The sequence below is a fragment of the Helicobacter mehlei genome, assembly GCF_003660265.1.
In the GTDB taxonomy this organism is placed as follows: Bacteria; Campylobacterota; Campylobacteria; order Campylobacterales; family Helicobacteraceae; genus Helicobacter; species Helicobacter mehlei.
Genome location: NZ_QXQP01000001.1, coordinates 82586 through 108836, shown reverse-complemented (window position 1 = coordinate 108836; position 26251 = coordinate 82586). Strand labels below are relative to the sequence as shown.

The 26251-nt window shown below is 46.8% G+C and carries 31 protein-coding genes and 1 pseudogene; 5 read left to right on the top strand and 27 right to left on the bottom strand.

Annotated elements, in window-relative coordinates:
• Positions 1-24 precede the first annotated feature (24 nt).
• Together EAO36_RS00565 and gpmI are read left to right on the top strand one after the other, a co-directional pair.
• Positions 25-681: a hypothetical protein gene (locus EAO36_RS00565; RefSeq protein ID WP_235852210.1), complete on the top strand. Its 657-nt coding sequence runs from the start codon at positions 25-27 to the stop codon at positions 679-681.
• Between the two features lie 150 nt (positions 682-831).
• Complete coding sequence (gene gpmI, locus EAO36_RS00560) at positions 832-2319, top strand: 2,3-bisphosphoglycerate-independent phosphoglycerate mutase (RefSeq protein WP_120947922.1); 1488 nt, start codon at positions 832-834, stop codon at positions 2317-2319.
• On the opposite strand, the gene EAO36_RS00555 is transcribed toward gpmI, so the two are convergent.
• The 27 genes and pseudogenes from EAO36_RS00555 to EAO36_RS00425 form a co-directional block, all read right to left on the bottom strand.
• Entirely contained in the window at positions 2316-3035 is a 720-nt protein-coding gene (locus tag EAO36_RS00555; RefSeq protein WP_120947921.1) for a metallophosphoesterase, read from the bottom strand. The two genes, gpmI and EAO36_RS00555, sit on opposite strands and share 4 nt — an antisense overlap.
• Positions 3036-3041: 6 nt before the next feature.
• Complete coding sequence (gene thiS, locus EAO36_RS00550) at positions 3042-3239, bottom strand: sulfur carrier protein ThiS (RefSeq protein WP_120947920.1); 198 nt, start codon at positions 3237-3239, stop codon at positions 3042-3044.
• Between the two features lie 48 nt (positions 3240-3287).
• The gene (bcp, locus tag EAO36_RS00545) at positions 3288-3743 is read right to left on the bottom strand and encodes a thioredoxin-dependent thiol peroxidase (protein WP_120955549.1); all 456 of its coding nucleotides are present in this window, start codon (positions 3741-3743) and stop codon (positions 3288-3290) included.
• A 43-nt stretch (positions 3744-3786) separates the two neighbouring features.
• On the bottom strand, positions 3787-4308 hold the full coding sequence (locus tag EAO36_RS00540) for a DUF2846 domain-containing protein (protein WP_205586149.1): 522 nt from the start codon (positions 4306-4308) through the stop codon (positions 3787-3789).
• Between the two features lie 9 nt (positions 4309-4317).
• Positions 4318-4962 carry a LutC/YkgG family protein gene (locus EAO36_RS00535; protein ID WP_120955547.1) on the bottom strand — a complete coding sequence of 215 codons (645 nt, stop codon included), beginning with the start codon at positions 4960-4962 and terminating at the stop codon, positions 4318-4320.
• Positions 4955-6397: a LutB/LldF family L-lactate oxidation iron-sulfur protein gene (locus EAO36_RS00530; RefSeq protein WP_120947917.1), complete on the bottom strand. Its 1443-nt coding sequence runs from the start codon at positions 6395-6397 to the stop codon at positions 4955-4957. Before EAO36_RS00530 ends, EAO36_RS00535 begins: the two co-directional genes overlap by 8 nt.
• The gene (locus EAO36_RS00525) at positions 6394-7137 is read right to left on the bottom strand and encodes a (Fe-S)-binding protein (protein WP_120947916.1); all 744 of its coding nucleotides are present in this window, start codon (positions 7135-7137) and stop codon (positions 6394-6396) included. Before EAO36_RS00525 ends, EAO36_RS00530 begins: the two co-directional genes overlap by 4 nt.
• 49 nt (positions 7138-7186) lie before the next feature.
• Positions 7187-8295, bottom strand: a pseudogene (locus tag EAO36_RS00520) (DNA type IV secretion system protein ComB10).
• A complete protein-coding gene (locus tag EAO36_RS00515) occupies positions 8295-9260 on the bottom strand; it encodes a TrbG/VirB9 family P-type conjugative transfer protein (RefSeq protein WP_407925309.1) in 966 nt (321 codons plus the stop codon). Before EAO36_RS00515 ends, EAO36_RS00520 begins: the two are co-directional and overlap by 1 nt.
• 30 nt (positions 9261-9290) lie before the next feature.
• On the bottom strand, positions 9291-9653 hold the full coding sequence (gene rplS, locus EAO36_RS00510; protein WP_120947914.1) for a 50S ribosomal protein L19: 363 nt from the start codon (positions 9651-9653) through the stop codon (positions 9291-9293).
• Positions 9650-10381, bottom strand: coding sequence for a tRNA (guanosine(37)-N1)-methyltransferase TrmD (gene trmD / locus EAO36_RS00505; protein ID WP_120955544.1), 732 nt, complete (start codon positions 10379-10381; stop codon positions 9650-9652). Before trmD ends, rplS begins: the two co-directional genes overlap by 4 nt.
• An 11-nt stretch (positions 10382-10392) precedes the next feature.
• On the bottom strand, positions 10393-10914 hold the full coding sequence (rimM, locus tag EAO36_RS00500; protein WP_120955542.1) for a ribosome maturation factor RimM: 522 nt from the start codon (positions 10912-10914) through the stop codon (positions 10393-10395).
• A complete protein-coding gene (locus EAO36_RS00495; RefSeq protein ID WP_120947912.1) occupies positions 10914-11207 on the bottom strand; it encodes a KH domain-containing protein in 294 nt (97 codons plus the stop codon). Before EAO36_RS00495 ends, rimM begins: the two co-directional genes overlap by 1 nt.
• A 3-nt stretch (positions 11208-11210) precedes the next feature.
• Complete coding sequence (gene rpsP, locus EAO36_RS00490; RefSeq protein ID WP_120955540.1) at positions 11211-11450, bottom strand: 30S ribosomal protein S16; 240 nt, start codon at positions 11448-11450, stop codon at positions 11211-11213.
• Positions 11451-11473: 23 nt separating this feature from the next.
• The gene (locus EAO36_RS00485; RefSeq protein ID WP_185962972.1) at positions 11474-12463 is read right to left on the bottom strand and encodes a beta-ketoacyl-ACP synthase III; all 990 of its coding nucleotides are present in this window, start codon (positions 12461-12463) and stop codon (positions 11474-11476) included.
• A gap of 10 nt (positions 12464-12473) precedes the next feature.
• Positions 12474-13517 carry a phosphate acyltransferase PlsX gene (plsX, locus tag EAO36_RS00480; RefSeq protein ID WP_120947910.1) on the bottom strand — a complete coding sequence of 348 codons (1044 nt, stop codon included), beginning with the start codon at positions 13515-13517 and terminating at the stop codon, positions 12474-12476.
• An 8-nt stretch (positions 13518-13525) separates the two neighbouring features.
• On the bottom strand, positions 13526-13675 hold the full coding sequence (rpmF, locus tag EAO36_RS00475; RefSeq protein WP_120947909.1) for a 50S ribosomal protein L32: 150 nt from the start codon (positions 13673-13675) through the stop codon (positions 13526-13528).
• 14 nt (positions 13676-13689) lie between these two features.
• Positions 13690-14073, bottom strand: a complete 384-nt coding sequence (locus EAO36_RS00470; protein WP_120955538.1) for a DUF177 domain-containing protein — start codon at positions 14071-14073, stop codon at positions 13690-13692.
• 8 nt (positions 14074-14081) lie between these two features.
• On the bottom strand, positions 14082-14486 hold the full coding sequence (ndk, locus tag EAO36_RS00465; RefSeq protein WP_120947907.1) for a nucleoside-diphosphate kinase: 405 nt from the start codon (positions 14484-14486) through the stop codon (positions 14082-14084).
• Between the two features lie 82 nt (positions 14487-14568).
• Positions 14569-15606: a PTS sugar transporter subunit IIC gene (locus EAO36_RS00460; protein WP_120955536.1), complete on the bottom strand. Its 1038-nt coding sequence runs from the start codon at positions 15604-15606 to the stop codon at positions 14569-14571.
• Between the two features lie 10 nt (positions 15607-15616).
• On the bottom strand, positions 15617-16633 hold the full coding sequence (locus tag EAO36_RS00455; RefSeq protein WP_120947905.1) for a branched-chain amino acid aminotransferase: 1017 nt from the start codon (positions 16631-16633) through the stop codon (positions 15617-15619).
• Between the two features lie 118 nt (positions 16634-16751).
• On the bottom strand, positions 16752-17318 hold the full coding sequence (locus EAO36_RS00450) for a ComF family protein (RefSeq protein WP_120947904.1): 567 nt from the start codon (positions 17316-17318) through the stop codon (positions 16752-16754).
• Entirely contained in the window at positions 17318-18496 is a 1179-nt protein-coding gene (locus EAO36_RS00445) for a capsular biosynthesis protein (protein ID WP_120955534.1), read from the bottom strand. The genes EAO36_RS00450 and EAO36_RS00445 overlap by 1 nt, the downstream gene beginning before the upstream one ends.
• A complete protein-coding gene (locus tag EAO36_RS00440) occupies positions 18496-19737 on the bottom strand; it encodes a hypothetical protein (RefSeq protein ID WP_185962973.1) in 1242 nt (413 codons plus the stop codon). The genes EAO36_RS00445 and EAO36_RS00440 overlap by 1 nt, the downstream gene beginning before the upstream one ends.
• Positions 19704-20150 (bottom strand): CoA-binding protein, encoded by a 447-nt coding sequence (locus tag EAO36_RS00435; protein WP_120947901.1) that lies wholly within the window; start codon positions 20148-20150, stop codon positions 19704-19706. Before EAO36_RS00435 ends, EAO36_RS00440 begins: the two co-directional genes overlap by 34 nt.
• Positions 20151-20197: 47 nt before the next feature.
• Positions 20198-21091 carry a DMT family transporter gene (locus tag EAO36_RS00430; RefSeq protein ID WP_120955530.1) on the bottom strand — a complete coding sequence of 298 codons (894 nt, stop codon included), beginning with the start codon at positions 21089-21091 and terminating at the stop codon, positions 20198-20200.
• A gap of 33 nt (positions 21092-21124) precedes the next feature.
• On the bottom strand, positions 21125-22273 hold the full coding sequence (locus EAO36_RS00425) for a glycosyltransferase family protein (RefSeq protein WP_235852331.1): 1149 nt from the start codon (positions 22271-22273) through the stop codon (positions 21125-21127).
• Between the two features lie 131 nt (positions 22274-22404).
• On the opposite strand from EAO36_RS00425, the gene gabT reads away from it, so the two are divergent.
• The 3 genes from gabT to glaH all read left to right on the top strand — a co-directional run bounded on the left by gabT (position 22405) and on the right by glaH (position 26250).
• Positions 22405-23667 (top strand): 4-aminobutyrate--2-oxoglutarate transaminase, encoded by a 1263-nt coding sequence (gene gabT, locus EAO36_RS00420; protein WP_120955528.1) that lies wholly within the window; start codon positions 22405-22407, stop codon positions 23665-23667.
• Complete coding sequence (locus EAO36_RS00415; RefSeq protein WP_120947899.1) at positions 23664-25097, top strand: NAD-dependent succinate-semialdehyde dehydrogenase; 1434 nt, start codon at positions 23664-23666, stop codon at positions 25095-25097. Before gabT ends, EAO36_RS00415 begins: the two co-directional genes overlap by 4 nt.
• Positions 25098-25290: 193 nt before the next feature.
• Positions 25291-26250 (top strand): glutarate dioxygenase GlaH, encoded by a 960-nt coding sequence (gene glaH, locus EAO36_RS00405; protein WP_120947897.1) that lies wholly within the window; start codon positions 25291-25293, stop codon positions 26248-26250.
• Position 26251: the final 1 nt, after the last annotated feature.

Here is a 26251-nt window from a genome sequence, read left to right as displayed (position 1 = left end):
TGAAAAACTCTTAAAGGTTTGTCAATGTGGGCTTGGGGATTCTTCCGCCATGTTTTTGTTTTGGCAGTTTTGAGTGGTGCGGTGGTGAGTGGGGTAGTAGCCAAGCCAAACTTGGCAGAGTGTATGGATCCTAGTCACTTTAATTTGGAGCAAAAAAAAGTCTTGGTCTATGCCTACCATTATGGTTCTAAAGAAAATTTAGGCTATGAGATGGCGGCCATTGCATGGAAAGAGTCGTGTGCGGGAGCTTATCGAGTCGATTTTGATGAGACGAGTGCGGGGATTTACCATGCCTATATCCCAGCTGTCTTAAAGTTTTACAACGAGGGGCAGACTCCTTTTATGAAAAGTTACTATGGTGATCTACTCATTAGGGATCGCAATTTTGCCTCCCGAATCGCCCTAGATACTTTGGTCAGTTTCAAGCGTATCCACAAAGGTAACCTCAAAGAGATGATTCGGGCCTACTATATCCAAAGAGCCAAACACCCCGCTATGGCTAACCAAGAAGCCGATGAATATTACCAAGACCTCCTAATCAAGATCAAGACCCTACAAAGCCTTATGCCCACCTTAGAGCATTTTGTTAAAGAACATGAGCATAAGCCCAAAACCCCCCTCTACGCCCAATCTGAATTGCCCTACCAGCCCCCCAAACAAACCAAAAAAAAAACCGCCTAGAAAAACCTATAAAAAACCCTCTAAACCCAGAACAACCCAGCACCACAAACCCAAGCCTAAAGTGGAGCAAACCCACCACATACAGCCCAAACCTAAAAAGCGTCAAGAAGACGATGGAATTTTCTTGATGCAAGAAGCCCCGGTATTTTAATGCAAAAAACATTGTTGATCATCACCGATGGGGTGGGGTATAGCGACATAAAAGAGGGCAATGCCTTTTACCATGCCAAAAAACCCACCTATGATTGGATGTTGGCTCATTTGCCCCATAGTTTATTAAGCACGCATGGTCTTAGCGTGGGTCTGCCAGAGGGGCAAATGGGCAATTCTGAGGTGGGGCATATGTGCATTGGGGCGGGGCGTGTGCTCTATCAAGATTTAGTCAAAATTTCAAAGGCGTTTGAAGAAGATTGTATGGAGGATAACCCCGCCTTTAGGCATGTGGTGGAAGACTCCCACATTGTGCATGTGCTGGGCCTGATGAGCGATGGGGGCGTGCATGCCCATATCGATCACCTCATTGGCATGGCATTACTCTTAGAGCGGGTGGGCAAGAAGGTATGGTTGCACTTGATTACCGATGGGCGCGATGTGTTGCCCACCAGTGCACTAGAATACCTCAAATTAATCTCTTGCATTTGCAACCACAATATCGCCATTGCCACGATTTCTGGACGCTTTTTTGCCATGGATCGCGACAAACGCTATGAGCGCATTTTGTCAGCCTATGAAAGTATCGTGCATGCCCAAAATAAAACCATGTTGAGCCCCTCAGCCTACATTGAATCCATGTACGCACGCAATATTTACGATGAGTTTATACAGCCAGCTAGTTTTGGGCACTACAAGGGCATGTTTGATGGCGAGGGGGCTATTTTTGTGAATTTCCGCAGTGATCGGGCTAGGGAGCTCACCCAAGCCTTAAGCGGGGATTTGGACATGTTTAGGGGGCTAAAAGAATGTGGAGCGGGTGCACCCGAATTGGTGATCGCCACGATGACCAGTTATAGTGCAGATTTTAAGCATCCGGTATTTTTCCCTAAGCTGGAGATTACAGATACGCTTGCCCAAGTGGTTTCTCAAGCCAACTTAAGCCAAGTACATATTGCTGAGAGTGAAAAATACGCCCATGTGAGTTTCTTTATCAATGGCGGGATTGAAGAACCCTTCCCCAATGAGGAGCGCATTTTAATCCCTAGCCCCCAAGTCCCCACCTACGATCTCTGTCCGCAGATGCGCGCACCTGAAATCGCTCAGGCGATCATCTCTAGCATGCGCGCAGGCAAGGATTTAATCATCGCCAACTTTGCCAATGGAGACATGGTTGGGCACACCGGCAATTTTGAGGCTTGTATCCAAGCCATAGAGGCTTTGGACAGTGCGCTAGGTCAGGTGCTCAAAGTGGCTCAGGAATTGGGCTATGCCATGCTTTTAACTAGTGACCATGGGAATTGCGAACAAATGCACAGCACCAAAGAAGGCGTGCTCACCAACCACACGACCAACCCGGTTTATTGTTTTGTGATGGGTCAAGATGCCAAACAGATCAAGTCCGGGGCACTCAACCATGTCGCTGCTAGTGTCCTCAAGCTGATGGGTTTGCCCATTCCTAGCGTGATGGACGACCCCCTATTTTAGGGGATTGTGCTAATCACCAGGCCCTTGGGCGTGAAGGTAGCAATTTGCTTGGTGCAATAAAATGCGGGCAGGGGACAATACAGGCTATCTTGTGGGGCGTTTTGGATATGGAAATGCCCCTCAATGACCCCCTCTTTACCACACACACCTTTGTGGTAGTGTTTTAAACGCTCTTGCTTAAAGCATATCCAGTCTGCCGGACTTAGATGCCATTCTCTGATCTTTTTCTTTTTGATGGGGCGGGCAATGTAGGGGTAAAGTTGCCTGATACGATCCAAAAAGCCTAAAATTTTGCATGATAGCCGGTTAGATAAAAGACGGATATACAATTCATACCCCCAGCCTAGGAACAAATCGCCATGGGCCAGTAGGTAGGTTTTGTCTTGGTAGGAAAAGGCTAGAGGTTGGCAGTTGCGTGGGTAAATTTGGGCATGTTGGGCTAGACCTTGCCAATACCTTAGTCCCATATCGTGATTACCCTCTAAGTAAAAAAGAGTGCTTTTTTGGCTAAGGACACGCAGTTGCTCTAAAATTAAGGCATGGGGCTCATAGCTACTGCGCACACTCCCCATTAAAATTTGGAAAATATCCCCCATCAGGAAAAACTGGGGAGGAGGGTTGGCAATTAAGCCATCAAGCAAACAAGGGAGGTGGGGGCTACCCTCTTGGTGGTGTGCATCGGCAACAAAGATCGCCCCCTCCGCCAAAGTCTCCACAAAGGCTCATCCCCCGCCCATGAATTGCAAACACTCCAAGCGATCATTTTCTTGCAAAGAGGTGTTGCCCCATTCTTCTTTTTTGACAACCCTTTCATTCAAAGCCACCGCACAAACGCGTTTTTCAATGCCCAAGGTCTGGATCAACGAGTCGATATTGGATGCAATGACCTCTTGGGCTTGCCCGTTAATGAAAATTTGCATACACTGCCTTTATAAAATAATGCACATTATAACAAAAACCCCGTCCATTCAAAGCAAAACAAGCACTCTTTTAGCGTGATCTTTGGCACGGACATTATAGAGTGCATGCAGGATCACGCCCTCTTCATCAATAACAAAGGTTGAGCGGATCACCCCCTCGATCTGTTTGCCATACATGTTTTTGACCCCATAAGCCCCATAAGCCTTGATAGTTTCCAAATGCGGATCGCTTAAAAGCGTGATCCCTAGTTGTTCAGACTCAATAAAATGGCAATGACTCTTGGTATCATCGGGGCTGATCCCGATAATCACCGCCCCTCTTTGTTGGAACTGGGTTTTGAGCTGGGTAAAATCGCGTGCCTCAAGGGTGCAACCCGGGGTGTTATCTTTGGGGTAAAAATACAACACCACTTTTTGCCCGCGTAAATCCTGCAAAGAAACTTGTTTGCCTTGAGAATCCAACAAACTAAAATTAGGGGCTTTGTGCCCAAATTGTAAAGTCATATACACTCCTTAATACAAGATCACTGCGACCGCTCTATAAAAATCACTTTGGATGTGGATCGCTACAATGTCCCGGTTCAGCCATCTTTAATTTGGCTACCGCTACCCGACCTTTTTCTTCATCAACTAATTTCAAATTCGCACCCCCGACAAATACCCCGACTTTGATATATTGGCGGACAAAATAATTTTTGCCAGATTCCATATCAAGGCTTAAGGCATTGGGGGAGAATTCGGATTCGGTTGCAATGGTGTGTTTGCCTGCTGGCAACCGCATAAAGAAAAACACTTTAGGTGCCGACTCGCCCAAACATTCGCCATCAACCCAGATATCTTTTTTTAGAATGCTACCAAAAATACCATCACGATAAACATAGAGTCCGGCTTGACCCATTTCAGGCGCAACAAATTTTTTAGCTTCTTGAGCAAGTGATGATGGTGCTATTCTCACTGTAGCACAACCATAAAACAACACCAAAATAGAGCCACATAAAAACAATTTTTTCAGTGCCACATAGATCATTTTTCCCTCTGCTTTGAGCGTGGTTTTTGCTTGCAAGCACATCATTTCTCCTTAATACAAAATCACGCACACCTCCATAGGTCCATGCACGCCAAAGACGGTTTTAAGCTCAATATCGGCTGTGCGGCTAGGCCCGCCAATGAGAAGCATATTAGTCGCCAAGCGATCGGGGTTTTGGGCCTTGAGGGTTTCTATGCCTTCATGGAGGCTTTTAACCAGCGTGCTTTTTTCCAACAAGAAAACACATTTGAGTGTAATAAGCGAAGTTAATCTGGGCGCAAAGCTTGAAGAGAGCACGCCCACCATGCCCAAGTTAGCAATCCCACATGTGGCTTTGAGCACCGAAGTATCGACATGAAAAAGAGTGTCTTTAATCTCCTCCACACTTTGGTTATAGGGGATTTTCACCCATGCATGCTGGCTATCTAACTCATCTAAATCTAGTGGCAGGTCAGTAGCGTGCAAAATCTTTTCACTCTCAAAACCCACCAAAACTTCTTTTAAATCTTGAGCCAAATTCTCTGGGCTAGATTGCACCACTTGGGCGCGATTCAAGGTTTGGAAGTGGATATACTCCTCGAGCAAACTCTCTTTTTCATCGCGTAACATATTTTTAAAATGCACTTCCTCATGGGCGATGGTGTGCCTTTTGAGGGCATTTTGCACGCGCTCTAAGACAACAGGCTTGCTACTCATAAACCACTCCTTGTAACTGCTTGACTTTAGCATGCAGACCGGCGTTAATGGCGGGCATGTTGCGATGTTTGAGCCAAATTTTAAGCACTGGAGTATAACCGCCTAACCATTTGCCCAAAGGTGCTAGCCAGCCATTGATTTTTAAAAACGCCCGCCACAAAGCTCCATTAGAAGCCATTTTGGCAAAAGCTTTCATGGCTAACTCCTCTAGCTTGCTGTGTTTGGTGTCCTTGTAGCCACGTACCACGCCCCGCCCTTCATGGGCTTTCTCACAACGCAAATCCCTAATGAGTTCAGGCAAGGGGATCTTCACCGGGCAGACCTCCCCACACCGCCCACACAAACTACACAAATTAGCAATGTGATCGTAATTATCCAGCCCAAAGAGTTGGGGGGTGATCACCACGCCAATAGGTCCGGGATAAGTGGCCAAGTAGGCATGCCCGCCGATTTTGTCATAAACTGGGCAGTGATTAAGGCATGTCCCACAGCGAATACAACTCAGTGCACGGTAATATTTTTCATCAGCTAGGATATTGGAGCGGTTGTGATCCAGCAAAATGATATGGGCTTCTACGGGTCCGTCTAAATCCCCCTTTTGGCGCGGACCAGTGATGATATTTTGGTAGCAGGTAATGGGCACACCCACCGCACTAGGTCCTAGCAAACTTACCAAAATAGAAGCATCTTCAAAACTCTCAACTAGCTTTTCAATCCCGCAAATAGCGACATGGATATCACAGGCGGTGGTGGTCATGCGCCCATTGCCCTCATTTTCCACCAACCAAATTGCCCCCTCGTTGGCAATGGCAAAATTCACACCCGAAATCCCCATTTTAAAGCTTTTAAACTCCTCGCGCATGTGTTTTCTGGCAATGCCGTTGAGCTTTTCAGGCTCGCTCTCCAAAGGGGCGTTTAATTTTTGGTGGAAAATCTCGCCCACTTGATAGCGGTTCTTGTGGATGGCGGGCACCACGATATGCACGGGGTGTTCATCAATGAGTTGGATGATCAGCTCGCCCAAATCGGTTTCTTTGGCGATGATGCCTTTTTCTTGCAAGAAATGGTTTAATCCGATCTCCTCGCTCGCCATCGACTTACCTTTTAAGATGCGATCGACCTTTTTTTCTTTGGCTAGATTATAGATGATCTCATTGGCATCTTTGGCACTGCTGGCATAATGCACGATAAAGCCATTGGCTTTAGCCTTTTCCTCAAAGGTTTGCAAGTAGTGATCCAGCCTAGCCAACACCTTGAGTTTGGCATTTTTGCCCAACTCTCTGAGCTCCTCCCAATCGTGGTAACGATTAGCGATCAAGTTTCTGCGGTTTGTGATGAGGGTGTCCATTGCCGATCGCAAATTCGTGCGTAACTGCTCATCTCCTAGCTTTGCCCTGATCGCCTCTTCATACTCTTGTGCGCTATGGGCTATCATGCTAGACCCCCCGGAGCAACCCCCACCCTTTGTGCTAAAAAGTCATAAAAATGCATCGCTTTAGTCTGGCTTTGCATTTTGCTCATCGCCCCACTGATGTTTAACAAACAACCCGCATCGGCGGCTAAGACATACTCTACTTGCCGACTCTCAATGTCTTTGATCTTATCTTGCACCATTGCAAAGGAAATTTCGGGTTCTTTGATTGCAAAAGTCCCCCCAAACCCGCAACACTCCTCCTCGCGCTCCAACTCCACCAGTTCGACATTTTCTAGTTGGGCGATGATTTTTTTAGCACTCTGAATCACCTTGGCCACCCGCAAAGCATGGCAATTAGAATGCCAAGTGATTTTGACCGGTGCACCAGTATCGGTGTAGCGCACCCCTAATTTTTGATCCAAAAACTCCGAGAGTTCAAAAACACGCCCTGCAAAGTGCGCTACCTCGTCATAATGGGGGCTATCCTCAAAAAGTTCTTTGTAATCATGCGCCATCATGCCCACACAAGACCCGCTAGGCACAATGACGGGATAATCCTCGTTAAAAAGCTTGAGGTTGTGCAAAATGACTTGTCTGCTCTGATCGTAGTATCCCGAGTTGTAACTGGGTTGCCCACAACAGGTTTGATCCTTTTTAAAGATCACCTCCACCCCCTCTTTGCGCAACAACTTGATACAATTCACAATGGTTTGACTATAGACCACCCCACCTAGACATGTGGCAAAAAAATAAACTTTCATAACCATCCTTAAAAACTCATCATATCCCTAATTATAGCTAATTTGTGTTTCAATTGGTAAAAAATTCTGCCAAAATTTCTCCCTCTTTGGGAATAGGAAAAAAGATATCGAGGTTGGGGGAGATAAAAACGCGACTACCCTCCCTAATCACCACAACGGGTTTTAAATTGCTCTTATCTTTGAGGATTTGGGCGACAATTTGGTTCAAACCCATGCCACTTTGGCGGGTGAGTTGCATCAAGAGATAATCCCCAAAAAAGTTATTACGCCCGGTTTTGTTAGCAATACCCGCTGTGAGCGCAATTAAGAGTCCATTTGAGAGAGTGGAGACTAAAAGAGGGAGTCCATAGCGTTGGAAATTATGGGTCATCATCTCGCCGACTAATCCGCTATAACCCTTTACATCTGCACTTTTGGCATTGGTAAGCATGATGTTCACGCCATGTGGGGTGATGATGCGTGTCCAAACAATGTCTAGACGGTATTCTCCAATTTTGTTGGTGTTATTGTAATACCCAATCACCTTAGACCCTTTGGGGATGAGCACGGCTCTGCCCATGTTGGCAAAAACATCGCTCTCTACTTGGGCGATCACCTTGCCAGCCAATTGGGAGCTAATTGGGGTGATGAGAAAAGCTGGGATGAGCTTATCAGCTGTCATGGTCCTCAATAGTTTATTCTCATGGGTCGCTGTATCTTTTTGGGAGAGATTATCAAAGCCATGTGTACCATAGTCGGTTAAATCTATCGAGTCGGTTGTATGGGTCTCTTCTTTATGGGATTGGGGCTCTAGGGGGGCAAATGGCTGGATACGCGTAGCTAGAACCTCTAAAATTTGGGGGTCTTCTAAGGGCTCTGGCTTTTGGGGCGGGGGCTTAGAGGGCTTTGGAACGGGGGCTTTGCGTTGGGCTTCTAGCTGGGCTTGGAGCTGTTCTATTTTGAGTGCATCGGCTTTTAGTTGCTCTTGGAGGCGTTGGTAATCTTGGGGCATGGGAGCTGAGGCTGTGAGTTTGGGAGGGATAAAATATAATCGGAGAGCGGATAGCTCACTTCTTGTAACTTGGGGGCTTGGGGAGGCTTGGGTTTATGATGGATGACAAGAGAGGCACTAAAAATACCCACCCCGGCTAAACTCCAAAGGAATATTTTGCGCCACATTAGGGTTTTTTCTTAAGATTGCGCCTAATACAGGTGTGTTGCTTGCCCTCTCTTAAAGTCCATTTGTCCGCAATATCCTCAGCGACCAAATAATCCCCCACAATGCGCGTGTTGATGGGGTTATCATACCCATCAATCACCTTATAAGCGACAGGGAATTTGATTTGGGAGGCGCGGTGATCAAATTTGAAGTAAGTAAAGTGTGCGTCATTAAAAATCTCTAGAGGCTTGATGGGCTGGGAGGTGGCGACTTTGCACAGCCACAGACAAAACCAAGCGCGTTTTTTATGCCCTAAGATGCGATACCCACGTTCAATCTCCTTTTTGGGGATCAATATCGTATGCGCACCCTTACCAATTTTAAGATAATGCGCTTCATCATCTAAGCTAGGTTGCTTTTCTTTGGGCAAATTCTCTGGAGTTTCTGTCTCTAGGGGTTCTTCTTGGGGTTCTAAAATGGCTAGGGGTTGCTGGACCTGAGAAGCCTGATCCAAAAAATGTTCATTAGAAATATAGACATGGAGTGTGGGGTATTTAGAGCTAGTAAAAGTGGTGGAAAAAATATAAAAAGAGTAAATTTTACCGCTCTTGCCAATGATGGTTAAATTCGAATCAATGCCAATTTGTAAGGGCTTGACCAATAAGACATTGCTTACTTCGTGTCTCTCCTCGCCTAGTAACTTTGTGCTAAAGCCCACATGATCGCCTAAGATCACCTCTTGGATAGGCTCGCTAAAAACCAGCGTGGTTACCATTGCATAGCGCAGGCGGATCTTATAAGTCTGCCCCAAGTGGTAATCAATAAAAAGCGTGTTATCAAGCTCTGTACGCTTTTTGTGGAAAAAACTCCCCTGAATAGCTTTGAGGTCTTGCATAGAGGGGGTAGGGGATTGTTCCTCTTCTTCGGACACAGACTGGGCACAAAGCCTAAACACGAGGATACTCAAAGCCCCCAAGAGGCGCAAACCTAGCACACAACCCTCCACAAAGGCAAATTAGGCCTCTTTTTTGCGCACCTCTTTAATGCGGGCGGCTTTGCCTTTGCGGTGGCGTAAGTAGTAGAGTTTGGCACGTCTGACTCGCCCCACGCGTAAAACCTCAATGCTAGCTAGACTTTCAGAATAAAGGGGAAAAATCCTCTCCACGCCGACTCCATTTGCGCCGATTTTGCGTACGCAAAAAGTGCAACCTACGCCCGATCCACGTAAACTAATACAAACTCCCTCAAAAAACTGAGTCCGCATTTTATCACCCTCTTTAATGCGGATCCCCAGTTTGAGCGTGTCGCCGGCTTTAAAGCGGGGGGGTTGGGTTTTGATTTGGTTATCCTCAAAATGCTGGATATAGCGGTTTTTCATACTTGGCCTTTTTGATAAAGTGAATCGAATACCATGCGTTGCGACCTATTGAGACGATACAGACTAGGGCGGTAGTATTGGGTCTTGCAAATAGATAAATCACGCATAACCGATCTCATTTTAGCATGGTTGCCCTTTGAATACTCTGAAATAGTGGGCATATCTGCACAACTAGGCGTATTTAAGCGATCGGTATTGGCAAAATGGGGGGCTTCTAAGAGATGTTCTTCAAAGCTCTCATGTTCTAAAGATTGGCTATTGCCCAAAGTGCCCTCTAAATGGCGCGCCACGCTGTCGCACACACACAGTGCGGCTAATTCCCCCCCAGTTAAAATGAAATCCCCAATGCCCAACACTTCATCGCCATAAGTCTCAATCGCACGCTCATCAAACCCCTCGTAACGCCCACACACCAAGACTAAATGTGGATAGGTGGCTAGGCGTTTGGCATCGCTTTGATTATAGGGCTTGCCACTGGGGCTTAAAAAGATCACATGCCCTTGCCCCACACTCCTTAGCGCATTTTCCAGCATATAGGGGTCTAAAATCTGCCCAGCCCCCCCGCCTATGGGCGCAAAATCGGCGCGTTGGTGTTTGTGTGGGGAAAAATCCCGTATATTGGCAATCTCCAACCTAAAAACCTGCTTGTCTAAAGCACGCTTTAAAATGGAAGCTTGGAAATAGGGGGCAACCAGTTCGGGAAAAAGGGTTAAAATGCTAAAACGCATACCAACAACTCTTAGGATTGTTCTAAAAGCCCACGGGCGTGCTGGGTGTAGATACGCCTATTTTCTAAGTCTGTGTGCAGAATATAGACATCAATGTAGGGGATTAAAAATAACTTTTTAGGGGTTTGCACATACAAATAATCCGTGCCAGCCAGACGCTCAATGCTAGCCACCCGACCCAAGACCTCCTCCCCGTCCAACACCTCTAGGTTTAAGAGTTGGCAGTATAAAAACTCACCCTCTTGCAAGTGGCAATATTTTAGCGTCTCTTCTTGACTCATCGCCAAAGTGTGCAAACTGAGCAACCTTGCCTGCTCCCTACTGGCGATCTCATCAAAAAAAATCAGTGCAAGGTCATGACTGTAGTTTCTGATTGTCAGGGCATGTACAGGGCTTAAAGATGTGTAGGCATAAACATGGGCTCCAGCCACTAAGCACTCCAAACAATCGCTTTGCAAAGAGAGTTTCAAGCCCCCCAGCAACCCCACACTACGCCCTAAGCGCCCCACCACCAATAAATCATCTGTTTGCATCACAAAACATAGGGGTTTTCAGAGGCGAGCACCACAATCTTATAATTCAAACCATTCTTGGCTTTTACCCCCGAGATAAAAGCCTTGATCGCGCTCACCATCTTGCCATCCTTGCCAATGACCCGCCCCATATCCACTGGGTTAGTGTAAATGCAAAGCTCCTTAGTGCCTTCTTCAAGCATCTTTGATTTGACCTCTAAAACCTGTGGGTAGATTACAATCTTTTTGCAATACTCTTGCACGAATTTTTCGACAAAAAAATCCCCCTCTATTTTGCTCTCTTGCTCTGGCAAACCTTAAGCCTTTGAGCCTTGGGAAGCCAACTTTTCCACCCTCTCGCTCATCTTGGCACCCACACCCTTCCAATAACCCAAACGCACATGGTCAATCTGCACCACCTTAGGATTACTCAAGGGGTTGTAGTAACCAATGGATTCAATCCAACCCCCATCGCGACGTTTTCTTGAATCAGTAACCACCACCCGGTAAAAGGGCTTTTTTTTACGCCCCACGCGCGTTAATCTAATTGTTGTCATCCAAAACTCCTTTCATGCTAAAATTAATCTCCGCCATAATAAACCAATGCTGACCCCCAAGTCAAGCCCCCTCCAAAAGCATCCAAAAGCATCAAATCGCCCTTTTTGAGCTTCCCTTGTTCGTAAATCTCATTCATCGCCATGGGGATGCTGGCTGCCGAAGTGTTACCATACTTTTGCACGGTGAGCACCACCTGTTCTTGACTAAAGGCTAGCTGGTTTTGCACGGCTTGGATGATGCGCAAATTGGCTTGATGGGGGATAAAATAGGTGATCTGTTCGGGGCTAATGTTATTGGCACCTAAGATATCTTCAACATCTTTAAGCAAAGTTTTAATGGCTAGCTTAAAAACTTCATTGCCCTTCATGCGTAAAGTTTGGCTTTGATCGCAAGATTCAATGAAAGCACTTTGTTTGAGTGTTCTGGGCGTGTAAAGATAGTCCGCATAAGCTCCGTTAGAGGCGATCTTAACATCTAAGATACTCTCTTTAGGGTTGTCTGTGCGCGCAATCACACATGCCCCCGCTCCATCACCAAAAAGCACGCAAGTGCTACGATCCTCAAAATCCAAAACACTACTACACTTCTCCGCCCCCACAATCAAAACATGCGCATACATGCCACTTTCTACAAAGGCTTTGGCAGTGGCTAAAAGATAGATAAACCCACTACAAGCTGCCACAATATCCATGCTAGGTGTGTTCTCTAAACCTAATTTAGCACTCAGGGTACAAGCCGTCGAGGGCATGGCTAAATAGTCTGGGCTGAGCGTACCCACCAACACTAAATCAATTTCCTCTTTGCTTAAGCCAGCCCGCTCAATAGCGGTTTGAGCAGCTTTGACACCTAGATCGCTACTTTTTTGCTCGGGCGTGGCAAAATAACGGGTCTTGATCCCTGTGCGTTTTTGAATCCACTCATCGCTTGTGTCCAACAAGCCCTCAAAGGTGCTGTTATCCACGCACTTATCAGGCACATACGCAGCGACAGATTTTAGCATCGCATAGGGCATGTTTCTCCTTTCAAGACTCATGGGAGGCTTCCTCATCTAAAGGCTTATGGCTAAAGGCTAGTGCCATTTTTTCGCACACATTGCTTTCTTTGGCTTTAATGGCTTGGTAAATAGCACACTCGATCGCACGCGCGTTGCTCTTGCCATGGCTGATGATCACCGTTTTATTCACACCCAGCAAGGGGGCACCGCCATACTCGGCATAGTCAGTTTTTTGCCTAATGAGGCTAAAGGCCCCTTTGAGCAACAACGCCCCCAACTTAGCCCCCAAGCCATTTTTGACTTCATTTCTAAATACAGAACTGATCGCGCTAGCCACGCCCTCTGTGGTTTTCAACACCACATTCCCTACAAATCCATCGCACACCACAACATCGACGGCATTGACAAAAATATCATTCCCCTCCACATTGCCCTTAAAAGCCGAGGCATTAGCGTTGTTGGGCTCTCTGTGAAAAAGTGGATATTGACTAATGAGTTTAAAAGCCTCCTTAGTGGCTAAAGACCCCTTGCTATCCTCCTCCCCGTTGGACAATAACCCCACACTAGCGTTCTCATAGCCCAAGACACTCCTAGCATATTCATAGCCCATAATGGCAAAGTCCAACAAGTATTCTGGCTTGCAGTCTGTATTGGCCCCCACATCTAACAGGATACTTGCGCGTTGCCCCACAGAGGGCATGAGCGTGCAAAGTGCTGGGCGACTAACCCCTTTAATGCGCCCTAACTTGAGCGTAGCTAGCCCCATAGTCGCCCCACTATGCCCAGCAGAAACCAACGCATCCGCCCCGTTTTTTAAAATGTCCATGCCCACAAAGATCGAGGTTTCTTTACGCTTGAGCGCATCGGTGGCCTGCTCTTCCATGCGGATATAATCGGGACAATCAATAATCTCGACCTTAGAGGCTAAATCTTTGGAGATCAAAGCCTTCGCTTTGGTGGCATCACCCACCAAAACCGGTTCAAACACTTGCGTACCTAGAGCCTTAGCAACGCCCTCAACAATGGGGAGGATACCTAAATCCGCTCCCATGAGGTCAATCACAATCCTCATGCTAGACTCTATTTGTAATTGCCCGTAAATTTGTTAATAAAATGAGGGAGCTTCCAGCTCCCATCTTTATCTTTAACGGGTGTTGCCAATTTGGCAGTATAATGCGTGCGTCTCTTCCTCGCTCTTGTCTTGCTCACGCGTCTATCAGGAACAGCCATTGTTTCTCCTTTGTTTATGAATTAGGCAAATAGTGGTAGTCCGCTTGGATGGACTGCATTTCGGAGTCTAATAAGGCCTCTAAATCAATGCACCCATCTAAACTTTCTACCACATCCATTGTTTCCATACAGAACCCATTTTCTAAGTAAATTGGCTCTTGTGCCTTTGCGGGTTTGTAAATGCCATCAGAGATAAGCAAGCGCAAGTCCTGAGAAATGGGCTTATCAAAGATGGTCCCACTCAAAGCGCATGGCACGCTCAAAACCCCATGCAAATGACCCTCTAGCAAGTAAAGCTTGCTCCCCACCCGACTGACAAACCCTTCTAACTCTATGCGTTCCAACTGGCAGGTAAAGGGCTTGGCACGCATGCCTATTTTCCTCATCTCTAAACGCAAAAAACCCTCTAGTTGCCAAAGAAAAAGGCGATCTCTTGCTGGGCATTTTCTTTGCTGTCACTCCCATGCACCACATTGGCATCAATGTTATCCGCAAAATCCGCACGAATCGTGCCCGGATCTGCTTTTTTAGGATCGGTAGCCCCCATTAATTTTCTGTTTTTTTCTACCGCTTTTTCCCCCTCTAAAACCATCACCACCACATCCCCACTGGTCATAAAAGCGATCAAATCCTTGAAAAAGGGGCGATCTTTATGAATGGCGTAAAAATCCTGCGCCTGGGTTACACTCAAGTGCATGCGCTTGATTTTAACCACCTCCAAGCCCGCTTCCTCAAAACGGGTAATGATCTTCCCAATGATTTTCTTTTTCACACCATCGGGCTTGATAATAGACAGGGTCCGCGTCATCATGGTCCTTTAAAATCGCATTCAAGCCGGGCATTATAGCAAGTCTTAGCTTAAAAAAGGGCGGGCTAGCCTCCCGCCCCTATTTTTAGGCCGCCTGCTGGAAATAATAAATCTTATGGTGGTAAGCCCTAAAGAGTTTGCAACACAAAAGGTGTAAGATAATCGCCCCCACAAAGGGTAAAACACCATAGGTGAGCACCACGCGCATTAAAGGTAAATCCAGCTGGTTTAGCAACGCCTCTTCATAAGCTTTGATGGGTCCTATGAGTCCTACAATCCCAAACCCCGCACTCTTGGCATCACCAGTAATTTGGAAAAAATAAGTGATAAGACCTGCTAGCACGCCATTAGCAAAAACACAAGTGCTCATAATGGGAGATTTGAAAAAATTGGGGATCATCATTTTCATCGCTCCTAGCAAGATCGCCACGCTCACTCCTGCCCTATTCTTAGCCAAGAGCGAGCCTACAATGAGAACGGCTGTCGTGCTCACAACGCCCATATTAGCCGCTCCTGAAGCCAAACCGCTAATGCCAATGATTAAGCTCACCGCGACCGTGGAGATTGGCGAGATGATGATGAAGGCATAAGAGATAGAGATGAGTACGCACATTAAAAGTGGGTGTAGCTGGGTGAAATACATGATGGCTTGCCCAATTTGCAGAGTTACGCCAGTGGTGTAGGGCAAAATAAGCAAGCCTACAAAGCCACAAAAAACCCCCACGGCAATGGGCTGTAAAATAATGGTGAGCGATCCAAACCTATCGCCTAGCCATTGTGTGATTTTCACAGCCAAAGCGACCACAACTAAGACGGTGAGCAAATCCCCCACGCCGGCTAGTACAAGTCCATTGGGCGTGTGTTTCACCACTCCAGAGGCAATAAAGGCTGCTGCTCCGATAATGCTGGATTTTAGGGGATTAAAGTTAAAATTAAGCCCCACTAACACGCCGGTAATGAGTGAGAGCAAGGCTTGCAAGATCACCAGCGCATCTACAAAGAGCCCAACGGCATGGATATGGGCATAGGGCTTGAGCAAGCCCCCCAAGATTGCATTGGGTGCTAGAGCGATCACCACGGCTATTGCCATCCCCGATAAAAGCTTGAGTAAAAAATCTTTCATCTAAGCTCCTTTAAGAGACCTTAACAATCCAACCCTCGGGCGCAGGCGCATCACCTAACTGGATATTCACAAGGGCGTGGTAAAGCTGTTTGGTAACTGGTCCTGCCTCTGTTTGGCTATAAAAGACATGCATTTTGTCTTTGTAAAAAATCCCGCCCACAGGCACAATTACCGCAGCCGTCCCACACACTCCTGCCTCGCTATATTCATCTAAGGAATCGATATAAACATCACCTTCTAGCACTTCGATCCCCAATTGCTCTTTAGCCAAATACAAGAGGGAATATTTGGTGATACTAGGCAAAATAGAGGGCGATGCGGGGGTTACCAACACACCCTTTTTAGAAATCGCATAGAAATTAGCCGCCCCCACTTCTTCAATTTTGGTGTGCGTGGCGGCATCTAAATAAACACAATCGCTAAAATTTTGCTCCTTAGCCAGTTTGGCCGGGAGTGCGCTAGCTGCGTAGTTGCCCCCCACTTTCACCGCTCCTGTGCCTTGCGGTGCAGCGCGATCATAGTCAGAAACAACAAAATTAGCCGGTTGCAAGCCTCCCTTTAAATAAGGCCCTACAGGCATACAAAAGACAATGAATAAAAACTCTCGTGCGGGAGCCAAACTGATCTCAGCTCCCACGCCCAAGACTAATGGACGGATATAGAGTGTCGCTCCCGAACCATAGGGACCTACCCACTTAGCATTAGCCTTAGCCACTTGGATACACGCATCAACAAAAAAATCAACGGGCACGGGTGCCATTAAAAGACGTTTGCAAGAAGCTTGCAAACGTTTGGCATTCTCTTCAGGGCGGAATAGATTAATCGATCCATCTTTACAGCGATAAGCTTTAAGACCCTCAAAACATTGTTGCCCATAATGCAGGGCGGGGGCACATTCATGTAAAGTAATTTGGTTATCCTCAATTAGTTCTCCAGCAGACCATGACCCGTTCTTGTAGCGGGCAACAAAACGAAAATCAGTTTTGACATAAGTAAAACCTAGGTTGTTCCAATCTAAATTGGACATACATCTCCTTTAAGTGATTGTCGTGGGAGATTATATAAGACCATCCCACCTCTTTAATGATAGCAGATTTTTAATCCATTAGTCCAAAAATCTTATGGGGTAAGCAAATTAAAGGGTTTTAGACGTGCGCCAGTGTGCAGGCAAAGACAACGCGTGCCCCAACATTTTTGAGAGTTTCTATGGCTTGTTGCATGGTACTGCCCGTAGTGAGGATATCATCAACTAAAAAATAGGGCAAGTTGGGATCGCCTTTAAAAACAAAATTTTTCTTGTTCTCTTGGCGGAATTTTAAACTCTGCCCAGCGTAAGTGATGGGGTTTGTGGCTTTAAGTTGGTTGTATTTGGCTTTTAGGTAAGGTTTGAGAGCGGCACAGAGAGCGTGCAAAATAACGGCAGTGTGCGCATAACCCCTTTTGACATGATCATCAATCCCCACACCATAAAGAGTGGTCTTAGGCAGGTGAGGGGCTAGCTGCACAGCACAACGGCGCGCCAAAAGAGCCAAAACACGGCTACCCAATGGCTGGTACTTGCTTTTAATCAGCCACTCAATTTCCTCATACACATAAAAGCTATAAATGGGCACGCCCTCCAAGGAGCGCACCACCAAAGAGGGGCACAAGTCTGCATAACAGCGTGCACACATCAAAGTTAAAACCCATTTCCCACACACCAAACAACGCATCACAGATCGCCTAGAAAGCGGGCTAGCTTAGGCAGTTGGGCTTGCATGCAAAGTACCTTAGCTGCTTGGCTGGCTTGTTGCTTGTAGTGTCGGATTTGATCCATGTTCAAACCAGCCAAGGTCTCTAGCAAGCTAGCATGGCTAAAATCAAGGCTGGTTATACCCATTTGGTGGGCTTCTAGCAGGGATTTTACTTCCATTAAGGGTGTGCTGATCACACCCAAGGCACTTTGAATGTATTCAAAAAACTTATTGGGGAGGGCATACAAGTGATTAAGAGAATTGTTGGGCAGGCTTAAAAGTCCCAAATCAAAGGGTTGGCTTGTGGTGATGATCTCTAAAAATCCCACAGGTTTAAGGAGTTTGATGGGCACACCTTGAGCTTGCATGCGCGTAGCCCTAGCCTTAAAATCTTGAAAAAAGGTGGGGTGTTTGCTTAAGACCATCAAGCTTAAATGATAGGGTAGGGGTAAATCTTTTAAATTTTGGGCCAAATCTAAAAGATTGTGCGAATCGCGTTCTTTAGCGATTAGCCCATGGTAGAGCAAGCGGATAGGGGAGCTTAGGGGGCTAGGGCGCAGATTCGCATAAAAAGGGGTCGAATGCCAAATCAAATTATGGGCGGGGTTAAAGTGGGGGTAATTTTGGGCATAAAGCTTGGCGATGGAGGCATTCACACTAAGACTCTTGTGGGCATAGCTTAAATAGTGGGTGCAGATATGGTGGAAAAGGGGCGCGCTGAAGTGCTGGGGATTAACCAGTGCGGGGTAAAACTCGCGCAAATCCACAATGAGGTTTTGCAGGCGTGTGTGTTCTACAAGGGTGGGCAACAAAGCCAAATCTTGCACAAAAACAGCCTTGAGATAGATTTTTTGTCTTTCTAAGCGCGCTTCAAGTTGGTTGAGTTGCCGCGCAAGTTCTAGGCGGTTGGGCGTGAAAAGCAGGGGACTAAAGTGTTTTTTGGCAATGCAGTCAGTGATTTTTTGGGTTTTTAGCAGGCTTTTATCTAAGGGGGGGAAACTCAAAAAGGTTACCGATGGGGATAGAGGGCATGGAGGGGGGGATAACACAAATAGGGGCGTGTGGGGGTAGAGGGCTAGTAGGGCTAGGCTCAAGCGGTAGGCTCTAGGGCTAACACTTAGGGGGTTTTCAGCGAGCAATAAAAAAGCAGGATGCATTAGGGTTTGTGGTTTGTGATCGCATAGGAAGCCACGACTTTATTTTTGTAGCGGATTTTAATCTCTCCTTGCTTTTTTTGTTTGATCAAAAAAAGATCAGGACGCTCTTGGATGCCATAGAACTTCAAACGTAAAGCCATTTGTTCAGAATCCACATGGATGGCATCAATGCCCTTTGCCTTGAGGGCCGTGGCTAATTCTTTGGCAATATAGTGGGTGCTGACAAAAGGATTATATCCCCCCCATAAAAACGCGCTCTCTAAAAAAAGTGTGCCAAAAACTAAACTATAGCGGATATAGTAATGGCTTCTAAAGACGGGCAAATGTAAGCGGATACTCGAGAGGACTTTTTGGAGCAAAATGGGCATGCCCACAGCCCCATAGCTCAAAAATTGGGGCGGGAGTTCTTGGCGCAAGGAGAGTAACAAGGGCAGAGCAAACCCAGTTGTTGCCACGATGCCTATTAGGCTATCTTGTTTGTAGTTTTTCACGACTTGGGCATAGAGGGCATAGGGGTAGTAAAGACACAAGCAAGGCGAATAGAGAACAAACATCACCACTAGGGTATCAATAAAAAAACCCTCTGGCATGCCCTTGATAGACCTAAAATAGTAGAGATTAAAACCCAAAGCCCCTAGCAAAAGCGCCATCTTTAGCGTGTAGCGTTGTTTGAGCGTATAGAGGCATAAACCCATTAACAAAACTATTGTGCTCCCATCTGCAAGGGCAATCACCACCACAAGGGGGTAAAAAACCCATGTATAAAAACCCAATAATGCACAAAATGAGAGGGTGAGCAAGAGGCTAACCTTGCCTAGCAAGATCGCCCCTAATTGCACGCCCGGGAGCAAAGCAAAGGTGAGAGCCACAAAAAGGGGATCATAGGGCTTTTTAAGGGGCATTTTGTGGCTAATGTGGTAAATTAAAATAATGTTGAGCCCGTGTAAAAACAAACCGGGCAAGCGCAATACCAAATCTTTTGGCAAGGTACACCCGACTCTTTCCACAAAGGCATGCAGGGCTTGGAGCAAGAGGCGATCGGCTAAGAAACGAGGCGTGCTAAAATAAAATAATGCTTCTTTATAGCTAACCGAGATTTCTAGGCTTTTATAGATACCCAAAGACAGGGAAACCCCCACAATCAAAGCTAGGAGAATGTAGTAAAGGGGCTTGGAAAGAATGTTTTTAGGGAGCGTGTTGGGCGCGCTCAAAATAGCTTTTGGTGTTCTACAAGCATGCACTTATCTTCCACCACGACCACCCCATTTTGCTCTAGTAATGCTTTAGCTTCTGCATTTTTAATGCCTAGTTGCATCCAAAAAACAAGAGGGATGGGATCATTTTGTAACATCTCTTGAGCAATCTCCAACACCGCTTCTGGTTTTCTAAAAACCACCACCACAAAAATCGTTTCACCCTGTTTGTGTTTATCTTGTAGGGCCGCACTCAAGGTCTTATAAACCCTTTGCCCCAAAATGGGTTGGGAGTCATCGGGATAAATGGGCGTGATGTGGTAACCTTGTTCTTGCAGATATGCAGCGACTCGGTGGCTTTCTTTAGAGGGATCGGGGCTCAAACCTACAATGGCCAAATATTTATACTGCAAAATCAACGCAGGAGTGGAGCGATCGCCATGCTCGATGTCAAAATCCATATCTAATCCTTTGCAAAAAGAATCATTATATCCCAAGAATGTTAATATCACTTTTTGCGCGCATAAGAAGCGATGAGCACGCCTGAAAGCACAATCAATCCCATGCCAAGCCCCTCCCAAAAGCCCAGCCATGGATCACCTAGCAACATCCCAAAACTCACACTCCAAAACAAACGGCTATAGATCATGGGCGAAATCGCCCCGGCTGGAGCAATCATGTAGGCTTTGGTTAAAAAGTATTGCCCAAAAGTCCCGGTTAAACCCATCCCCATTAACACCCAAAGATCCCAATGCCACCAAGCTCCGTTAAAGCGCATGGGGTGATAACCTGTGGCAAAGGGAGGAAAGTCAATCCAGAGCCCCACAAAACCAATGCAACTCAAGCACAAGCTAAAGATAAAAACGACAAATGCGCCGTTATAATATTCCTTGAGGCGATACAAGCTAGTGTAGGCGATGGCAACTAAAACCCCATTGAGCACGCCAGAGGCAACTTGCACCCAAGTTAGCCCGCTGGTATGGGGGTTAGCTACAAACACCACACCCAAAACGCCAATTACACCAGCTCCAATCAAGCGCAAGCTCACCGGTTCTTTAAAGATTAAAAAAGAGATTAAAATTGCATATAGGGGGGAACTTTGGTTAAAGGCACTAGCCATGCCTAGGGGCATGGTATAGACATTGTAGCACATCAAGGTCATGCCCAAAGCCCCCACAACCATGCGCCAAAATAGCAAAACCCCGCCACCCTTTTTGTAAGCCCGGAAGCTAAAGGGCTTGATAAAATAGAAGAATCCCAAAAAAAGGAGCGTGAAAAAGGCGCGGTAAAAAATATTCTCCAAGGGCGAATAATAGGCACTGGCAATTTTGATCAGGGCGTTCATTGCCCCTAGACTAAAAGCACTCAAAGCCATGTAAAGCAGACCCAATCTAATATCCATGCGCACTCCAAAGACCTATGTTAGCACACCTCTTTAAATTTTTTGGAGCAACTCTAAGAGCACAAGTTGGTTTTGCTGGGCACAGAGTTCTTGGGCGGCTTTTTGGGTGTTGTGCTTGTAAAACTCAATATCCTCATGGCGTAATTTGTGCAGTGTGAGGGCTAAATCTTGTGGGCTACTGGTTTGGCTCACCACCCCGATTTGGTATTTTTCAATGACGGCCTGCATTTCCACATTGGGCACAGCACACAGAGCCAAACGGCTCTGGATATATTCAAAAAACTTATTGGGCATGGCGTGCTTGATATTAAGATTGATAGGCGGGCTAAAATACAGCCCGATATCAAAGGCATTGCTAAAGCTAATGATCTTTTTAAACTCCACTGGGGGGATGATTTTGATGCGGGTGTGTGTGAGCTTGGCTCTGAGCTCCTCTAGGCGTGCAGGGGGGGCAACCAGCATCAAGGTCAGCCAAAAGCGCCAATCGCCTAAATGATCGCTCAAATATTCCATCATGGTTTGCAACCCCTCAAAACTGCGGTTATAGCTCGCACCCCCATGGTAGATCAAGTGGATTTGATCGGGCTTGGTGGGTGTGGCCTTAAGTTTGTGGTAAAAGGGGTAGGAATAAAATACGCTACTGGAAATCCCATGCTCACTCTCATAGAGCCCCTGTACGCCTTTAGACACACTCAAAATATGATCGCATTGTGGCATGTAGGTGTTGGTTAAACGGGTGAAAAAAGCTTTAAAGAGCCAACGCCAACGGATATTACTGCTATCTTGTGCCGGGTAGTATTCGCGCGCATCTAAGATCACCTTGGCATTTTTCTTGTAAGCTAGCACGATGGGCAAGAGCACCAGATCAAAGCAAAAGATAAAATCAAAGGCATGTTCGCGCAACACTTCCACAATTTGGGCACGGTTTTGGGTGTAGATGAGGGCGTGATCGTTTTGCAACCACACATCAATATAAAGCTTGCATTCTTGTAAAAAATTGCGCTTAGGGTAGGGCGGGTAAGTGAAAATCTCTAAATCCTCTTGAGGGGGCAGGGGTATTTTGCTAATGCCCATCACGCTGATTTGGTGGTAGGGTTTTAAGAGTTTTCTGAGGCGATAAGGGCGCGGGCTATTTAAGGGGTGGGCAGCCACTAATAAAAGCGTGCGCGGGGAATCGGGCATCATGTTCCTTTTTTGAGGCGTTATTATACAAGAAAAGCCCATTAAGGGCTGGTGTTTTTTGGGGGGACTTGTTATTTGTTTAGTTAGTTGCTATACAATCCCCCGTTAAATTAAGTATTTGAGGATCGATCATGGGAGATTTGTTAGGCCGTAGATTAAGCGCAACGCCCAAGGGGATTGGGATTGTGTGTGATTGGTTCGTGCAGGAGGCATATAATGCCACGCTGAAAAGTAGCGATGGGCGTGAATTTATTGATTTTGCGGGTGGGATTGCGGTCTTGAATGTGGGGCACAGACACCCGCGCGTGATTGAGGCGGTCAAAAAACAACTGGATCAATTCACACACACCGCCTACCAAGTCAGTCCCTATGAGAGTTATATTGAATTAGCCGAAAAGATCAATGCCTTAGCGCCCATTGAGGGGACCAAAAAGACATGCTTTTTCACCACAGGAGGGGAGGCTACCGAGAATGCGATCAAAATTGCCAAAGCCCACACCAAACGCTATGGCGTGATTGCCTTTGGGGGGTCTTTCCATGGGCGTACTTCGATGGCGGTGAGCATGACTGGTAAGGTCGTGCCCTATAAAGCCGAGCTGGGTGTGGGTAACCCGGGGGTTTATCACGCCTATTACCCCAATGCCTTGCACGGGGTGAGTGTAGGCGATAGTATTAAAAGCTTGGAGCACATTTGCAAAAGCTCAATTTCCCCGCTAGATGTGGCGGCCATCATCTTTGAACCCGTGCAAGGCGAGGGGGGGTTTAACCCCGCACCTGTGGAGTTTGTGGCGGAGCTTAGGGAGTTTTGCAACACGCATGGGATTGTTCTGATCGCCGATGAGGTGCAGACTGGTTTTGCACGCACAGGTAAGATGTTTGCAATGGAGCATTTTAATGTCAGCCCCGATCTGATTTGCATGGCTAAGAGTTTGGGCGGGGGCTTGCCCCTTTCGGGGATTGTGGGTAAAGCAGAGATCATGGACGCACCTAGTCCGGGGGGACTAGGGGGGACTTATGCGGGTAGCCCATTAGCCACAGTTGCCGCCCTCGAGGTGCTAGAGATCATCAAAGAGGAAAGGCTAAATGAAAGAGCCCAAAACCTAGGCGTGCAACTCACCCAGAAGCTCCAAACCCTCCAACAAGAGATTAAGGAGATTGCTGAGGTTAGGGGGCTAGGCTCCATGGTGGCTATGGAGTTTTTTAAAGAGGGCAAGCCTAGCCCAGATTTGGCTAAGGGGGTGCAAAAAGAGGCGATGGATCAAGGGCTCTTACTCTTGACCTGTGGGGGTTATGGGAATGTGATTCGCTTTCTCTACCCGCTCACCATCCCTCAAGAGCAATTTGATCGCGCCCTTGAGATTTTAGAACACTCCATTAAAAAGGCTGTAAGATGAATTTCAAACTCCTAGATCACCCCTTTGTGAGCCAGCAGGAAAAAGAGGGCTTTATTCCGGTCACTAACCCGGCTACGGGCAAAACCCTAGCCTTTGTGAAGGATATTGGCCAAGAGGAGCTAGAAGGACTCATTGAGCAAGCGCATAAAGCCCAAAAACTATGGGCGGGCAAGTTAGCCCTAGAGCGTGCCAACATTCTACTCAAGTGGTATGCTTTGGTGTTGGAGCACCAAGAGGATTTGGCGCGTATTTTAACTCAAGAGATGGGCAAGCCCCTAAAAGAGGCGCGGGGCGAGGTTGTCTATGGGGCAAATTTCTTGCGCTGGTTTGCTGAGGAATGCCGGCGCATTGATGGGGATATTCTGCCCAGTGTAGCAAAAAATCAAAAAATCTTGGTGCTCAAACAACCTATTGGGGTGTGTGGGGCGATCACGCCTTGGAACTTCCCTTGTGCGATGATCGCGCGCAAGGCCGCACCCGCCCTAGCCTGTGGGTGCTCGATGATTGTCAAACCCGCTACCCAAACGCCCCTAAGCGCGTATGCACTCATGGTTTTAGCAATGCAAGCGGGCGTGCCTAGCGGGGTATTAAGCGTGGTGAGTGGAGGGGCTAGCATGATTTCTAGGGTGCTGTGTGGGAGCGATTTGGTGCGCAAGATCAGCTTTACAGGTTCTACACAAGTGGGGCGGCTTTTAATGGCACAAAGTGCACCTAGTATCAAAAAATTATCCCTAGAGCTAGGGGGCAATGCGCCCTTCATTGTCTTTGAGGATGCCAACTTAGAAAAGGCTGTGGAGGGGATTTTGGCTTCTAAATTCCGTAACAGCGGGCAAACTTGCGTGTGCGCTAACCGCATTTATGTGCAAAAGAGCATTTATGACCCAGTCAGCCAGATGCTGAAAACAAAAGTTGAGGGCTTGAAATTGGGCGATGGTTTGCAAGAGAGCACCACGCAAGGGCCTTTAATCGATCTCAAGGCATTGGACAAGGTGCAAGAACACATCGCCGATGCCACCTCTAAGGGCGCAAAAATTTTAAGCGGGGGCAAGCCCAGCACTTTAGGGGGGAGCTTTTTTGAACCCACGATTTTAACCCATGTCAATCAAGAGATGTTGGTTGCTAAAGAAGAAACCTTTGGGCCTTTAGCCCCCTTGTTTAGCTTTGAGGATGAAGAAGAGGTGATTGCCAAAGCCAATGCCACAGAATACGGGCTAGCGGCGTATTTTTATACCCAAAGCCCTGCGCGCATTTTCCGCGTGAGCGAGGCTTTAGAATATGGGATTGTGGGCGTGAATACGGGGATCATCTCGACAGAAACCGCACCCTTTGGCGGGGTCAAGCAGAGCGGATTGGGCAGAGAGGGCTCTAAATATGGCATGGAGGATTATTTGGAGCTCAAATACATGTGCGTGGATTTAGAGGAAAAGTAGCGCCAGAGGCTAGGTTCTTGTCAAAGGCTATCGGGCATAGTGGGGTTTTGGTGTTAAGTTTGTTCCCAATTTTAATCCCATGCCATGCACGGGATTTCACCAAACAAGCAACCAGCTACATTTGTGGTAGAATACCAGCGCATATATGGAGTGTCATGGCATTTTGACTTTGATTTTATGAAAAGGAGAACAAATGGCTTATCATATCCAATCTCAAAATTTATGCGTAAAACCCACTCCTTATTCTGATAGACTCTTGCAGGTTACGATCAGCAAAGAGGGCATTGCGCAATTTTTGAAAGAAATTGAAATTTACCCGGTGCAGGCTTTGGAATACAAATCTTTCTTGCGCTTCCGGGTGGCTCAGATTTTAGATCGAATCTGCGATCACCAGCTCAAACCTTTTTTGGAACGCGCTTTAGGCGATCGGGATGCGGGGGCGTTGTTGGTCAATCCAGAGGGGATTAATCGTGCTGAGCAGGGCGATGAGATGGTGAAAATCGCCACGGCTTTTGTGCATTTGATCGGACGATCCAACTTCGATCAGATGACCGGGCAATATTATGCCCGCTGGGCGGTGCTCAATACGGACAATTCGGACAGCTACCTAAGGAAACCTGACAAACCCCTAGAATTGCACAATGACGGGACTTATGTCAATGAGGTTACCGACTATGTGTTGATGTATAAGATCGATGAGCAAAACATGGAGGGTGGGGACTCGCAACTCTTGCACCTAGATGATTGGGAGGATCTAGGTAAGTTTTACAACCATCACATGGCCAAAAGGGTCATGCGTTGGGCGGCCCCACCGAGCAAGAATGTTACCCAAGATGTCTACCACCCCGTCTTTGAGGCCGACAGCCATGCCAAGCCGGTCATGCTTTACATCGATCAATTTGCCCAGCCCAAAGACTATGAAGAGGGAGTCTATTTGGCAGATTTGGGCGATTCTTTAGAGAGTTCCAAACATAAGCTTTCTTTCCCCGTGCCCGTGGGGCAGTTTTTGCTGATCAACAATCTTTTTTGGTTGCATGGGCGGGATAAATTCAAACCCCATGCGGGCTTACGCCGGGAATTGATGCGCCAAAGGGGTTATTTTTCTTTCAGCACCAACCCCTTTAGCCGTTATAAAAATTTCAAAAATTTTTAGC

Excerpts from the sequence above, each read along its gene's own strand:
- EAO36_RS00565 (WP_235852210.1), top strand. The coding sequence starts at position 25 with ATGTGGGCTTGGGGATTCTTCCGCCATGTTTTTGTTTTGGCAGTTTTG.
- gpmI (WP_120947922.1), top strand. The coding sequence starts at position 832 with ATGCAAAAAACATTGTTGATCATCACCGATGGGGTGGGGTATAGCGAC.
- thiS (WP_120947920.1), bottom strand. The coding sequence starts at position 3,239 with ATGCAAATTTTCATTAACGGGCAAGCCCAAGAGGTCATTGCATCCAAT.
- bcp (WP_120955549.1), bottom strand. The coding sequence starts at position 3,743 with ATGACTTTACAATTTGGGCACAAAGCCCCTAATTTTAGTTTGTTGGAT.
- EAO36_RS00540 (WP_205586149.1), bottom strand. The coding sequence starts at position 4,308 with ATGTGCTTGCAAGCAAAAACCACGCTCAAAGCAGAGGGAAAAATGATC.
- EAO36_RS00535 (WP_120955547.1), bottom strand. The coding sequence starts at position 4,962 with ATGAGTAGCAAGCCTGTTGTCTTAGAGCGCGTGCAAAATGCCCTCAAA.
- EAO36_RS00530 (WP_120947917.1), bottom strand. The coding sequence starts at position 6,397 with ATGATAGCCCATAGCGCACAAGAGTATGAAGAGGCGATCAGGGCAAAG.
- EAO36_RS00525 (WP_120947916.1), bottom strand. The coding sequence starts at position 7,137 with ATGAAAGTTTATTTTTTTGCCACATGTCTAGGTGGGGTGGTCTATAGT.
- rplS (WP_120947914.1), bottom strand. The coding sequence starts at position 9,653 with ATGAAAAACCGCTATATCCAGCATTTTGAGGATAACCAAATCAAAACC.
- trmD (WP_120955544.1), bottom strand. The coding sequence starts at position 10,381 with ATGCGTTTTAGCATTTTAACCCTTTTTCCCGAACTGGTTGCCCCCTAT.
- rimM (WP_120955542.1), bottom strand. The coding sequence starts at position 10,914 with ATGCAAACAGATGATTTATTGGTGGTGGGGCGCTTAGGGCGTAGTGTG.
- rpsP (WP_120955540.1), bottom strand. The coding sequence starts at position 11,450 with ATGACAACAATTAGATTAACGCGCGTGGGGCGTAAAAAAAAGCCCTTT.
- EAO36_RS00485 (WP_185962972.1), bottom strand. The coding sequence starts at position 12,463 with ATGCCCTATGCGATGCTAAAATCTGTCGCTGCGTATGTGCCTGATAAG.
- plsX (WP_120947910.1), bottom strand. The coding sequence starts at position 13,517 with ATGAGGATTGTGATTGACCTCATGGGAGCGGATTTAGGTATCCTCCCC.
- rpmF (WP_120947909.1), bottom strand. The coding sequence starts at position 13,675 with ATGGCTGTTCCTGATAGACGCGTGAGCAAGACAAGAGCGAGGAAGAGA.
- ndk (WP_120947907.1), bottom strand. The coding sequence starts at position 14,486 with ATGATGACGCGGACCCTGTCTATTATCAAGCCCGATGGTGTGAAAAAG.
- EAO36_RS00460 (WP_120955536.1), bottom strand. The coding sequence starts at position 15,606 with ATGAAAGATTTTTTACTCAAGCTTTTATCGGGGATGGCAATAGCCGTG.
- EAO36_RS00455 (WP_120947905.1), bottom strand. The coding sequence starts at position 16,633 with ATGTCCAATTTAGATTGGAACAACCTAGGTTTTACTTATGTCAAAACT.
- EAO36_RS00450 (WP_120947904.1), bottom strand. The coding sequence starts at position 17,318 with ATGCGTTGTTTGGTGTGTGGGAAATGGGTTTTAACTTTGATGTGTGCA.
- EAO36_RS00445 (WP_120955534.1), bottom strand. The coding sequence starts at position 18,496 with ATGCATCCTGCTTTTTTATTGCTCGCTGAAAACCCCCTAAGTGTTAGC.
- EAO36_RS00435 (WP_120947901.1), bottom strand. The coding sequence starts at position 20,150 with ATGGATTTTGACATCGAGCATGGCGATCGCTCCACTCCTGCGTTGATT.
- EAO36_RS00430 (WP_120955530.1), bottom strand. The coding sequence starts at position 21,091 with ATGGATATTAGATTGGGTCTGCTTTACATGGCTTTGAGTGCTTTTAGT.
- EAO36_RS00425 (WP_235852331.1), bottom strand. The coding sequence starts at position 22,273 with ATGCCCGATTCCCCGCGCACGCTTTTATTAGTGGCTGCCCACCCCTTA.
- gabT (WP_120955528.1), top strand. The coding sequence starts at position 22,405 with ATGGGAGATTTGTTAGGCCGTAGATTAAGCGCAACGCCCAAGGGGATT.
- EAO36_RS00415 (WP_120947899.1), top strand. The coding sequence starts at position 23,664 with ATGAATTTCAAACTCCTAGATCACCCCTTTGTGAGCCAGCAGGAAAAA.
- glaH (WP_120947897.1), top strand. The coding sequence starts at position 25,291 with ATGGCTTATCATATCCAATCTCAAAATTTATGCGTAAAACCCACTCCT.